Below are 12,054 nucleotides of genomic sequence, written 5' to 3' on the forward strand. Positions count from 1 at the left end.
ATAGGGGTTAATAACAATAGGAGTACCCGCTCGAATGAACGAGCAGCTGACCGATCAGGTGTTAATTGAGCGAGTTCAGAATGGAGATAAGCAAGCATTTAATCTATTGGTCACTAAATACCAAAATAAAGTGTGTAACCTTATTTCCCGCTACGTCAACAATCCGGGAGATGTGCCTGACGTAGCACAAGAAGCATTTATTAAAGCATATCGCGCCATACCAAGCTTTCGTGGCGAAAGTGCCTTCTATACTTGGTTATATAGAATTGCTGTTAATACTGCGAAAAACCATATTGTTGCTCAGGGCCGAAGACCGCCTGCGCAAGATGTGGATACTGAAGAAGCTGAATATTACGAAACTGGTAGTGCATTAAAAGAAATATCGAACCCTGAGAACTTAACGTTGTCCAAGGAATTGAAGCAAGTAGTTTTCAGTGCGATTGAAGCACTACCCGATGACTTAAAAACTGCAATGACGTTGCGCGAGCTTGATGGCTTGAGTTACGAAGAAATCGCTGCGGTGATGGATTGTCCTGTTGGAACGGTACGTTCACGTATCTTCCGAGCCCGTGAAGCGGTTGAGAAAAAGATTCAACCCCTTTTGCAACGCTAGTACCAGTAACATTAATGGTGAAAAGAATGGCTGACAAAGAAAAACTTTCAGCACTCATGGATGGAGAGTTGGTTGATAAAGCTTTAATTAGTGAATTAGAGCATGACCAAGGTAGCCTGAAAACCTGGAAAAATTACCATTTGATTGGTGATGTGATGCGAGGTGAAGCACCGGAAAAACCGGAGTGGAATATTGCCGATAGTGTTGCACTTGCTTTAGAAGATGAGCCTGCGCATTCGACGTTTACCTCAGGTAAAGTCACAGACATCAATGAGCAACGCACTGAAGCTCAGCCTACGCCTTCTCAAGCTCGTCGCCAATTACCTGCTTGGCTCAGTCAATTTGGTCAAGTAGCTGTTGCAGCATGTGTGTCATTGGCGGTGATTCTCGGTGTCCAGCAGTATGGTGGCAGTGAATCGGGCCAACAGGATACTGAGCAACTCCCAGTGCTACAAACTATCCCATTTACTGGTAGCGCAGAGCCAGTGAGCTTAACGCGCTCATCGGTTGAACAACCATCAGCAACGAGCGAAGCAAATGTTCAGGAGCAACGTCGTCGTATTAACGCTATGCTTCAGGACTATGAGTTACAGTTGCGTTTAAATAGCGACAGTACCGCAGAGCACAATGACAACCCAGAAACGGTAGTTGAATGAGAAAATTTCTGATCAGTGCGCTGACACTGTTCAGTTTGAGCTCGCCACTAGCCTTTGCAGAAGACAAACCTGCAGAGGCTTTGTTGCATCAAATGAACGAAGCCAGTCAGCATCTCAATTATGAACTGTCTTATATCCTGATTAAGAAAAACAGCATCGAACCTTTGCTGTATCGTCACGCTCGTGATGAAGAACAGCAACTTGCCCATCTTATTTACCTCAGCGGCCCAGTACGAGAAGTCATTCGTCGTGGTGATGAGGTCAGCTACATAGAGCCTGGCGTTGAGCCATTTACGATTGAATCGGGTAATATGGTCGCCCCAACTATCCCTCTTTTGGATGCCAATGTGGATGAATTGAGTGAGTTCTATGACTTTGTTCAAGTTGGTCGAGCGCGTGAGGCAGGAACGGCCTGTCAGGTATTGAGAGTGGCGCCAAAAGATGGACTACGCTACTCCTACATTCTGTGGGTTGATGAACAAACTAAGTTGCCTCTGAGGGCTGATCTGGTGGACCGTGATGGCGAAGTGCTTGAGCAGTTTCGTACGATTTCTTACAGCGTGAATGATCAGATTTCCGATATCCTGAGTGGGTTGAATACCGTTAAATTACCGGATGTCCTGTCTTTACCTAAAGGTGAACTTGAGAAAAGTTTTTGGACGGTTGGTTGGATTCCCAAAGGTTTTGAGTCCAAAGAGCTGAACCGTTATCGAATGGCAAATACTGATCGTATGGTGGAGACACAGATGTACAGTGATGGTTTGTTCAGCTTTTCTATTTATGTGTCTGAAAGTGACAATTACTCACTTAAAGGGCAGCTAGTTCGTCAAGGTAGACGCACGCTTCATAGCTTTGTTAAGGGCAACAAAGAGATTTCTGTCATTGGAGATATTCCTCCCGCTACAGCAAAACGTATTGCTCAGTCTGTCACCATTGATAAACAAGCGGGTACAGCACAATGATGACGGCGTTGGCAACCGTTTCTTCAGTGAGAGCTGGCCCATCTGGCTATGATATTGAGCTGAGCTGCGAGCAACAGACAAGTTGCAGTAGCTGCTCGTCACAAAAAAGTTGTGGTACTGGTATTGTATCTAAAGCGGTGGGAAACAAGTCTCTGCATTGGCATCTAGTGACCAGTAAAAGAGTTAAAGAAGGTCAAGTGGTGGAAATTGGCTTGCCGGAAAAAAGCCTCCTGCAATCTGCCGCGGTGGTTTATTTAGTCCCGTTGTTTGCCATGATCCTAGGCGCTGTTGTTGGACAGTGGCTATTAGCGCCAGCGTTTGGTCTTGGCGAGGGTATTGCTATCCTGACATCTGCTATCTTTACTGTGGCAGGCATTTATGGCGCAAAAACTCTAGCCGCCAATTTTGAGCGCCAGTCACTGCGAGACGTTATATTACTTCGGGTTTTGGGAGAACCAATTAGCTAGTGCGAAGTGCACGGAAATTGGGTAGAATCTGCCAACTTGATTGAAACGCCGTCACAAGACGGCTTTCTTATGTCCCTATTTTAAAGAGTTTAGTCACACCAAATCATGAAGCACATTCGTAACTTTTCGATTATCGCCCACATCGACCATGGTAAGTCGACCCTATCAGACCGTTTGATCCAAGACTGTGGTGGATTGAGTGACCGTGAAATGGCAGCTCAGGTTCTGGACTCCATGGACCTTGAACGTGAGCGTGGCATCACTATTAAATCTCAAAGTGTGACACTCAACTATACCGCTAAAGACGGTGAAACCTACCAATTGAACTTCATCGATACTCCAGGGCACGTTGACTTTGCCTACGAAGTTTCTCGCTCTCTAGCAGCATGTGAAGGTGCGTTGCTGGTGGTTGATGCTGGTCAGGGTGTTGAAGCTCAAACGTTGGCTAACTGCTATACCGCGATCGAAATGGATCTGGAAGTGGTGCCAATTCTGAATAAGATCGATCTACCTGCCGCGGATCCTGAGCGAGTAGCAGAAGAGATCGAAGAAATTGTTGGCATCGATGCGATGGAAGCCACGCGCTGTTCGGCGAAAACGGGCCTAGGCATTGAAGACGTACTAGAAAACATTGTCTCTGCGATTCCAGCACCAGAAGGTGATCCTGAAGCGCCACTGCAAGCTTTGATCATTGACTCTTGGTTTGATAACTACCTAGGTGTTGTTTCTCTGGTCCGTATTAAAAATGGCGTTCTGAAGAAGAATGATAAGATCAAGGTGATGAGCACTGGCCAAGTTTGGGGTGTGGATCGTCTTGGTATCTTCACACCTAAGCAGGAAGACACGACAGAGCTGAGAACGGGTGAAGTAGGCTGGGTTGTCTGTGGTATCAAAGATATCCTAGGTGCGCCTGTTGGTGATACGCTAACGCTAGCAAAGCATGGTTGTGAAGAGCCGCTGCCAGGGTTTAAGAAAGTGAAGCCTCAGGTATACGCCGGACTATTCCCTGTCTCTTCGGATGACTACGAAAACTTCCGTGATGCACTAGGTAAACTGAGCCTAAACGATGCGTCTCTGTTCTATGAACCAGAAAACTCAGCCGCTCTAGGCTTTGGTTTCCGCTGTGGTTTCCTCGGCATGCTGCACATGGAAATCATCCAAGAGCGTCTGGAGCGTGAATACGATCTTGACCTGATTACTACAGCGCCAACGGTAGTGTACGAAGTAGAGCAAACGGATGGCGAAATTCTTTACGTTGATAGCCCAGCTAAGCTACCAGCAGTGAATGATATCGAAGAAATTCGTGAGCCGATTGCGCGTTGTAACATCCTTGTACCTTCTGATTACTTAGGTAATGTGATTACTCTGTGTGTTGAGAAGCGTGGTGTTCAGGTTGATATGGTGTATCACGGTAACCAAGTTGCTGTGACTTACGATATTCCGATGGCGGAAGTGGTACTCGATTTCTTTGATCGTCTGAAATCAACCTCTCGTGGTTATGCGTCTCTGGATTACAACTTCCAGCGTTTTGAAGCGTCTAACATGGTTCGTGTGGATGTACTTCTCAACGGTGATAAGGTGGATGCACTGGCATTGATTACGCACAAAGATCAATCTCAGACTCGTGGTCGTCAACTTGTCGAGAAGATGAAAGAATTTATCCCACGCCAGATGTTTGATATTGCGATTCAGGCTGCGATTGGTAACCATATTATTGCGCGTTCAACGGTTAAACAGCTACGCAAGAACGTAATCGCAAAATGTTATGGCGGTGACGTGAGCCGTAAGAAGAAGCTACTGAAGAAGCAGAAAGAAGGTAAGAAACGTATGAAGCAGATCGGTAACGTAGAACTGCCTCAAGAAGCCTTCTTAGCTATCTTACACGTAGGTAAAGATTAATTTGTTGGGTAACGACTCAATATAAGAACTTGTTAAGTGAAAGGGTTTCGGCTCTTTCACTTTCGTATTTTTTAGGTAAGGGAAGTCAATGGCAAATACATTTTCACTGTTCTTGGTTATTGTCACTCTGGTGACCGGTATTGTTTGGGTGCTGGAAAAGCTGGTGTTTGCGAAGAAACGTCAGACTAAACTAGCTGCAGTTGAAGCTCAGACAAACGGACTGGATACTGCGACTGCTGAACAAGTGGAAAAGCAGCCATGGTGGATTGAAAACAGTGTTTCAATTTTCCCTGTTATTGCGGCTGTTTTGGTATTGCGCTCGTTTATCTACGAACCGTTCCAAATTCCTTCAGGCTCAATGATGCCGACTTTATTGGTGGGAGATTTCATTCTGGTTGAGAAATACGCATACGGTCTAAAGGACCCTGTGTGGCGTACACAACTAGTTGAAACGGGTAAGCCAGAACGTGGTGACATCGTGGTATTCAAATACCCACCTCAGCCAAACATTGACTACATCAAGCGTGTTGTTGGCCTACCGGGTGATACGGTTCGCTACAGTAATAAGAAAGAAGTATGTATTCAGCCTAAAGGTGAGAGTCAATGTACTCAGGTTCCCTTATCAAATGTGGAAGAAAGCCCATTTATCCAAGATGGCGTACCTCTGATTCAACTGAACGAAAAACTGGGGGAGGTTGAACACCAGATTTTGGTTAACCCATTACTCCCTAACCGTGTTTCGGCTTACCAGCCTCGCAGTGGTGTAAATGAGTGGGTGGTACCTAAAGGTCAGTACTTTGTGATGGGTGATAATCGTGACAATAGTGCTGACAGCCGTTATTGGGGCTTTGTTCCAGAGGCAAATTTGGTTGGTAAAGCGGTTGGTATCTGGATCAGCTTCGAGTTCGAACGTGATGCAGATAGTGTTTTACCATCATGGATTCCAACTGGTGTGAGATTCAACCGCATCGGTGGTATTAACTAACTTCTCGTGATGGGTGGCGTTGGCTCAAGTAGTCGCGCCATTTGAACGAGAAATGAAATAAAATTATTGAGAGAGCATGAATTCTCCTATTGCCAAACTAGAGAAAAAGCTCGGCTATCAATTCAATGATGCTGAGCTTATTAATTTAGCGCTGACTCACCGTAGCGCTCATGGAAAACACAATGAGCGTCTTGAGTTTCTGGGCGATTCAATTTTAAGTTTTGTCATTGCTGACGATCTTTATCATCGTTTCCCTAAAGTCAATGAAGGGGATATGAGCCGTATGCGCGCGACACTTGTTCGTGGTAACACGCTGGCTGAACTCGGTCGAGAATTCGAACTGGGAGATCACTTAAAATTAGGTCCAGGTGAATTGAAGAGTGGTGGTTTCCGTCGTGATTCAATTTTAGCTGACGCTGTTGAAGCCATTATTGGTGCCATTTATTTAGACAGTGATATTGAAGTGGTACGTGGCATTATCCTTAGCTGGTATAAGCAACGCCTTGAAGCGATTCAACCGGGTGTTTCTCAGAAAGACCCGAAAACACGTCTTCAAGAGTTTCTGCAGGGACGAAGAAAACCACTTCCTGTCTACACAGTGACTAATATTAAAGGTGAAGCACACAACCAGCAGTTTACTGTGTCGTGTGAAGTTGCAGGTGTCGGATCACCTGTAATAGGTAAAGGCACCAGCCGACGCAAGGCAGAACAAGCGGCTGCAGAACTAGCATTAGAGCAACTGAGCAATGACTGATTCAACAGATAACAACGAGTTCGATATCGATGCGTTTTTCTCATCGAGTGGTGAAGTGAGCTCACCGGAAAACCAACATTGTGGCTTTGTTGCGATTGTTGGTCGTCCTAATGTAGGTAAATCAACACTACTCAATCGAATTCTTGGGCAAAAAATTTCGATCACTTCTCGTAAGCCCCAAACAACGCGTCACCGTATTATGGGGGTTGACACTGAAGGCGATTATCAGGCGATTTACGTCGACACTCCTGGCCTTCACATTGAAGAAAAGCGCGCGATAAACCGCTTAATGAACCGTGCGGCTAACTCATCTCTGAGTGATGTGAATTTGGTGTTCTTTCTGGTCGATGGCACACATTGGACCAAAGACGACGAAATGGTGCTGACTAAGCTGCAGAAGTCGAACTTCCCAGTGGTGTTGTGCGTCAACAAAGTCGACAACGTACAAGATCGTAACGAAGTGATGCAGCACATGATGGACATGTCGAAAAAGATGGAATTCGTTGATGTGGTGCCTATCTCCGCGAAGCAAGGCAAAAATATCGATGTGCTGCGTAAGCATGTACGTGAGCACCTACCCAAAGCGGCACATCACTTCCCAGAAGAGTATGTTACGGACCGTTCTCAGCGTTTTATGGCGTCGGAAATTGTGCGTGAGAAACTCATGCGCTTCACAGGCGAAGAGTTGCCATATTCGGTGACGGTTGAAATTGAGCGCTTTGACTACAACCCTGAAACCGATGGTTTCCATATCAATGCGTTGATTTTGGTTGAACGTAATGGCCAGAAAAAAATGGTGATTGGTAAAGGCGGCGAGAAAATTAAGACAATAGGCCGTGAAGCACGTCTGGACATGGAAGAGCTGTTTGGTCGTAAAGTGTACCTAGAAACTTGGGTTAAAGTGAAATCCGGCTGGGCTGATGATGAACGTGCACTGCGTTCACTTGGCTACATCGACGATTTATAAGTTTGGCAGCGAATTCACTTCGCTCCAACATGAGTTAGTATAAGGAGCCTATAGGCTCCTTATTTTTTATGTAACATTGATTTGGCATTCTCTATGACTTCAGAAGGCTTACAGCGCTGCTTTGTTCTTCATCGTCGTCCTTACAGTGAGTCGAGTTTAATTCTTGATGTCTTTAGTGAGGAGTTTGGACGCGTCACATTGATGTCAAAAGGGGCGCGCAGCAAACGCTCCAATCTCAAAGGGGCATTGCAACCATTTACACCTTTACTTCTTAAGTGGTCTGGGAAAGGTTCGATGAAAACACTGCGTCAAGCAGAACCTATCAGCCTTGGATTGCCTCTTAGCGGAATCAACCTTTATTCAGCGATGTACGTAAATGAGTTGATTGGACGTATCTTGATGGCAGAAGTACCGATGCCAGCTTTATTCCATGATTACCTTCATGCGCTGACTGAGTTGGCTCAGTGTGATAATCCAGAACCGGCATTGCGACGTTTCGAGTTAGCTATGCTGTCAGCCATGGGGTATGGCGTTGATTTTTTACATTGTGCGGGCACTGGAGATGCGATTGATCCAGATATGACCTATCGCTATCGGGAGCAGAAGGGTTTTATCGCCTCTGTCCGACGCGATAACTTAACCTTTTTGGGGAATGAACTGATTGCGATTAGTGAGCGAAGGTTCACCACAAAAGAACAACTTAAAGCGGCAAAACGCTTTACACGTATAGCATTAAAGCCGTATCTTGGCGGCAAACCATTAAAGAGTCGGGAGCTATTTATGCAAATTTTAGCGCCCAAATCACGGAGTATTGGAAAATGAGTTCAATTTACCTGGGTGTTAACATCGATCATATTGCGACATTACGTAACGCTCGTGGTACTAAGTACCCAGATCCGGTTCATGCAGCAGAAGTGGCAGAGCGTGCTGGAGCCGACGGTATCACCATTCATTTGCGAGAAGATCGCCGCCATATTGTTGATCGTGATGTACGTATTCTGCGTGAAACTATCCAAACTCGTATGAACCTTGAGATGGCTGTGACGGATGAAATGGTTGAGATCGCCCTGCAAACTCAGCCTGAATACGTGTGCCTTGTACCAGAAAAACGTGAAGAATTAACCACAGAAGGCGGCTTAGATGTGGCTGGTCACTTAGAGAAGATTAAAGCTGCCACTAAAACATTGACGGACGCAGGTATTAAAGTGTCCCTATTTATTGATGCTGACCGCGAACAGATTGATGCAGCTAAAGCGTGTGGTGCGCCATACATTGAGCTTCATACTGGCCATTATGCGGATGCAGAAAATGATGCTGATCAGCAGGATGAGCTAAAGAAAATCGCTGCGGGTGCGAGCTATGCTGCGGATCTGGGTATTACAGTAAATGCTGGTCATGGCCTGACTTATCACAACGTGGCCCCTATTGCTGCTATTCCAGAGATCTACGAACTGAACATTGGTCACTCTATCATCGGCCGTGCAGCATTTGATGGCTTGCATAAGGCGGTGGCAGACATGAAAGCACTGATGGTTGAAGCGCGTAAATAACCACAATGGCGATCGTTGGTCTAGGGACAGATATTGCAGAAATCGAGCGAGTGGAGAAAGCGCTAACTCGTAGTGGAGAAGCGTTTGCTCGACGTATTTTGACGGATGTTGAGCTACAACGATTCCAATTGCTTAAGCAGCAGGGGCGTTTCTTAGCTAAGCGCTTTGCGGCTAAAGAAGCCGCATCAAAAGCATTGGGCACTGGTATTGCATTGGGGGTGACGTTCCATGACTTCACCATTACCAATGACGAACATGGCGCGCCACTGTTGTCTTTATCTGGCAAAGCATTGGAATTTGCTCAAAAAAAACAGGTGGAGCATATCCACCTGTCGATTTCCGATGAGCGTCACTATGCCGTGGCTACCGTTATCTACGAATCTAAATAAGGCGCCGCACTTGCGGTGACCTTTTCCATTTCATCTTGTAGCTCAAACAGCTCTGGTTCTATATCTTCAATACTGGCGCCTGAACGTAGGGCTTTCTCTATTGTCGCGCAGACTTTCTTTAATCTAGGGACACCACAGTAAGAGCTACTGCCATGCAGTTTGTGTACATGGTGGATGAGGTTTTCACTGTCCACATTTTCCTCTTCCAACGCCGATTCAACGATTGCGCTGACTTCGGGAATATAGTCGATCAGCATTTGCAGCATATCGCGTGCAAGGTCTTCCTTGTTTGCCGACTGTTTAAGCGCTGCTTGCCAGTCAATAATGATGTTGTCGTGCTCAATGATAGGCATGCTAGTGTGTTCATCAGGTTCGAGATCAGAAGGTAAGTCGATCTTCTCCATTTGTGTTTCAGAAGTATATGGATTCCAGTGCATCAGTACTTGTTGCAGTACATGCTCTTCAATCGGTTTGGTCAGGTAATCATCCATACCCGCTCCTAGTAATCTATCACGTTCGCCACTCATAGCATGGGCTGTCACAGCGATCACTGGAGTGCTGGCATTCAGTTGTGTTTGCTTGATTTTGCCACAAGCGGTCACACCATCCATGTGCGGCATTTGAATGTCCATTAATATGATATCGAAATGCTGAGCTTCTGCTTGAGTCACGGCATCTAAGCCATTAGTACAAGTGACGACTTTTTCGACCCGCTCTGTTAATAGAGCGCTGATTAATTTAAGGTTAGCCGGGTTGTCATCGACGGCCATAACGGTAAGTGGCAGGGTTTCATTGTAGGCGGGTTCTGCTTCGATAACAGGTAAACTTTCTTGATTTGCTGCCAGTGTTTGCAGCAGTTTGCGACGAGATAATGGCTTAGTAATACAATGGACATGATGGGTCTGAATCAGATGATCAGACAATGCCAGAGCCGTACTTGGGATACCGACCACAACTTGAGGAGCACATAGCTGTGCTTGTTTCACCCATTGCTCGACTAGTTCAGGCTCATTGGCTTTATTTGGCGCAAGATTCAGTAGCACATAATCGTATTGGTTGGCTTCTTCAGGTACGGAAGAGCGATAGGTAACAATCAAGCCCTCTTGTACAAGAGTTTGTTGAGTGACAGAAGCGGCTTGCATATTTGGCTCTACCAGCAGCAGTGTTCTCTGCTTGAGAACCTGAGTTTCGATCAAATCGCTCACGGGCATATCCGTGGCGTTCAATCTCAGAGTGAACCAGAAGGTGGAACCTTGGTGCAAGCGGCTGGTTAGGCTGATTTCTCCCCCCATTTGGCTGACCAGCTTCTGGGTAATGACTAAGCCAAGCCCCGTACCACCGTAGCGACGAGAGATACTGGCGTCTGCTTGGCTGAATGCTTGAAATAATTGTGATTGCTGGCGCTCTGAAATACCAATGCCGGTGTCTCGCACCATAAACTGAAGCTCGACTGAGTCTTCTTTCTGTGAGCGTAGCTCAACACTGATATCGATATTGCCACGCTCGGTAAATTTGATCGAGTTGCCTACCAGATTAGTCAAAACTTGCTGAATACGTAGCGGGTCTCCGACCAGACCTGCAGGGATTTTAGGATCCACTTTAAGGGTTAATTCGAGGCCTTTTTCATGGGCGCTGGTGGCTTGCAAGCTCACAACTTCTTCAAGCGTTTCCTGAAACTCAAATGGAATATTTTCCAATGCCAACTTGCCTGCTTCCAGTTTAGAAAAGTCCAGAATGTCATTGATAATATTGAGCAGGTTGTTGGCTGACTTTTCGATGGTCTGCAAATAATCCGCTTGGCTGTTAGTCAGCTTGGTTTTGAGCATCTGTCGAGTAAAGCCAATCACACCGTTTAATGGTGTACGTAGCTCATGAGACATATTCGCGAGGAACTCAGACTTCACTCGCGCGGCTTCTTGGGCTCGTTTCTTGGCAATATCCAATTCAACGTTTTGGATCTCGAGCTGTTCAAGCGTTTCTCGCAAGTCGGAAGTAGCCTGATCAATACTATGCTGCATTTCCACATGATACTCTGACAACGAAACTGCCATTGCGTTGATACCATTTTTGAGTGAATCGAGCTCTCCATGCATTTTACCTTCAATTCGCACATCTAAATGTCCACGACGGATTCTGTCGACCATGTTTTTCATATGAGAAATCGGGCGCGTGACATCATGCATCAATCGGTAAGCGAACATCGCGGATAGCCCTAGCCCAGAGAGTAGAACCAGAAAGGCGGAAAAAATCTCTTGGTATTGTTGCAAACGTAAGGAAGAAAGATCCAGCTCTACCGCAATGTAGCCTAGAGCTTGGTTGGTGTTTTGTCCTTTTGGTGTTGATATCAGCCCTGATTCAGCGATGATCGGCGCACGTAGGATCAGTGTGTTTTCCTGTAAGTCAGAAGTGACCAGTAGTGGAATTGGCGCATTGCCCGGGAACGTCAGAGATTCGAAGTTCGGATGAAAGTTAGAAGTAACGAATAATTCGTGGTTGTAATCGAAAACCGCAATACTGCGGACGAACTTAGAGTTTTTACGATGCGCATAACTGATAATTCGACGGACAGATTCGCGGCTGTTGTTTTTCAATCCCTCTTCACTGGCAATCGCCAGAGGCTCGATGATACTTAACCCTGAATTGATAACCTGTTTTTCGAGATCGTGATAGCGGTTAAAAGAGAAAAATGCACTCAGTAACAGGCCAATGATCAACGTCGGTGCGAGTGTGAGGGTAATAACGCGGGCGCGTAAGCCATATCTTGTCATTATTATCTAAACATCGTGGTGTGGATATGGGAAAATAACTTCCA

At 45.9% G+C, this 12,054-nt stretch carries 12 protein-coding genes; 11 read left to right on the top strand and 1 reads right to left on the bottom strand.

Annotation, left to right across the window (positions count from 1 at the left end):
- The first annotated feature begins 34 nt into the window (after positions 1 to 34).
- The 11 genes from rpoE (at position 35) to acpS (ending at position 9,242) form a co-directional block, all read left to right on the top strand.
- Positions 35 to 613, top strand: a complete 579-nt coding sequence (gene rpoE, locus L1D15_RS16475; protein WP_006957798.1) for an RNA polymerase sigma factor RpoE — start codon at positions 35 to 37, stop codon at positions 611 to 613.
- A 26-nt stretch (positions 614 to 639) separates the two neighbouring features.
- The gene (locus L1D15_RS16480; RefSeq protein WP_239876454.1) at positions 640 to 1,269 is read left to right on the top strand and encodes an RseA family anti-sigma factor; all 630 of its coding nucleotides are present in this window, start codon (positions 640 to 642) and stop codon (positions 1,267 to 1,269) included.
- Positions 1,266 to 2,231 (top strand): sigma-E factor regulatory protein RseB, encoded by a 966-nt coding sequence (gene rseB, locus L1D15_RS16485; RefSeq protein WP_239868808.1) that lies wholly within the window; start codon positions 1,266 to 1,268, stop codon positions 2,229 to 2,231. The genes L1D15_RS16480 and rseB overlap by 4 nt, the downstream gene beginning before the upstream one ends.
- Entirely contained in the window at positions 2,228 to 2,698 is a 471-nt protein-coding gene (locus L1D15_RS16490) for a SoxR reducing system RseC family protein (RefSeq protein ID WP_239876455.1), read from the top strand. The genes rseB and L1D15_RS16490 overlap by 4 nt, the downstream gene beginning before the upstream one ends.
- 105 nt (positions 2,699 to 2,803) lie before the next feature.
- Positions 2,804 to 4,597: a translation elongation factor 4 gene (lepA, locus tag L1D15_RS16495; RefSeq protein WP_043006850.1), complete on the top strand. Its 1,794-nt coding sequence runs from the start codon at positions 2,804 to 2,806 to the stop codon at positions 4,595 to 4,597.
- Positions 4,598 to 4,685: 88 nt separating this feature from the next.
- Positions 4,686 to 5,582: a signal peptidase I gene (gene lepB, locus L1D15_RS16500; protein ID WP_239876456.1), complete on the top strand. Its 897-nt coding sequence runs from the start codon at positions 4,686 to 4,688 to the stop codon at positions 5,580 to 5,582.
- Positions 5,583 to 5,658: 76 nt separating this feature from the next.
- Positions 5,659 to 6,336, top strand: coding sequence for a ribonuclease III (gene rnc / locus L1D15_RS16505; RefSeq protein WP_006957792.1), 678 nt, complete (start codon positions 5,659 to 5,661; stop codon positions 6,334 to 6,336).
- Complete coding sequence (era, locus tag L1D15_RS16510; protein WP_239838533.1) at positions 6,329 to 7,303, top strand: GTPase Era; 975 nt, start codon at positions 6,329 to 6,331, stop codon at positions 7,301 to 7,303. The genes rnc and era overlap by 8 nt, the downstream gene beginning before the upstream one ends.
- Before the next feature lie 93 nt (positions 7,304 to 7,396).
- Positions 7,397 to 8,125 (top strand): DNA repair protein RecO, encoded by a 729-nt coding sequence (gene recO / locus L1D15_RS16515; RefSeq protein ID WP_239838532.1) that lies wholly within the window; start codon positions 7,397 to 7,399, stop codon positions 8,123 to 8,125.
- Positions 8,122 to 8,853: a pyridoxine 5'-phosphate synthase gene (gene pdxJ / locus L1D15_RS16520; RefSeq protein ID WP_239868791.1), complete on the top strand. Its 732-nt coding sequence runs from the start codon at positions 8,122 to 8,124 to the stop codon at positions 8,851 to 8,853. The genes recO and pdxJ overlap by 4 nt, the downstream gene beginning before the upstream one ends.
- Before the next feature lie 5 nt (positions 8,854 to 8,858).
- On the top strand, positions 8,859 to 9,242 hold the full coding sequence (gene acpS / locus L1D15_RS16525) for a holo-ACP synthase (RefSeq protein WP_239838530.1): 384 nt from the start codon (positions 8,859 to 8,861) through the stop codon (positions 9,240 to 9,242).
- Here the strand turns inward: acpS and barA are convergent.
- Entirely contained in the window at positions 9,227 to 12,010 is a 2,784-nt protein-coding gene (barA, locus tag L1D15_RS16530; RefSeq protein WP_239876457.1) for a two-component sensor histidine kinase BarA, read from the bottom strand. The genes acpS and barA overlap by 16 nt on opposite strands.
- Positions 12,011 to 12,054: the final 44 nt, after the last annotated feature.

Origin of the sequence: Vibrio sp. Isolate25 (assembly GCF_022398025.1) — a bacterium.
GTDB classification, from domain to species: domain Bacteria; phylum Pseudomonadota; class Gammaproteobacteria; order Enterobacterales; family Vibrionaceae; genus Vibrio; species Vibrio coralliilyticus_A.

Coding starts and splice junctions, on each gene's coding strand:
- rpoE (WP_006957798.1), top strand. CDS start 35: ATGAACGAGCAGCTGACCGATCAGGTGTTAATTGAGCGAGTTCAGAAT.
- L1D15_RS16480 (WP_239876454.1), top strand. CDS start 640: ATGGCTGACAAAGAAAAACTTTCAGCACTCATGGATGGAGAGTTGGTT.
- rseB (WP_239868808.1), top strand. CDS start 1,266: ATGAGAAAATTTCTGATCAGTGCGCTGACACTGTTCAGTTTGAGCTCG.
- L1D15_RS16490 (WP_239876455.1), top strand. CDS start 2,228: ATGATGACGGCGTTGGCAACCGTTTCTTCAGTGAGAGCTGGCCCATCT.
- lepA (WP_043006850.1), top strand. CDS start 2,804: ATGAAGCACATTCGTAACTTTTCGATTATCGCCCACATCGACCATGGT.
- lepB (WP_239876456.1), top strand. CDS start 4,686: ATGGCAAATACATTTTCACTGTTCTTGGTTATTGTCACTCTGGTGACC.
- rnc (WP_006957792.1), top strand. CDS start 5,659: ATGAATTCTCCTATTGCCAAACTAGAGAAAAAGCTCGGCTATCAATTC.
- era (WP_239838533.1), top strand. CDS start 6,329: ATGACTGATTCAACAGATAACAACGAGTTCGATATCGATGCGTTTTTC.
- recO (WP_239838532.1), top strand. CDS start 7,397: ATGACTTCAGAAGGCTTACAGCGCTGCTTTGTTCTTCATCGTCGTCCT.
- pdxJ (WP_239868791.1), top strand. CDS start 8,122: ATGAGTTCAATTTACCTGGGTGTTAACATCGATCATATTGCGACATTA.
- acpS (WP_239838530.1), top strand. CDS start 8,859: ATGGCGATCGTTGGTCTAGGGACAGATATTGCAGAAATCGAGCGAGTG.
- barA (WP_239876457.1), bottom strand. CDS start 12,010: ATGACAAGATATGGCTTACGCGCCCGCGTTATTACCCTCACACTCGCA.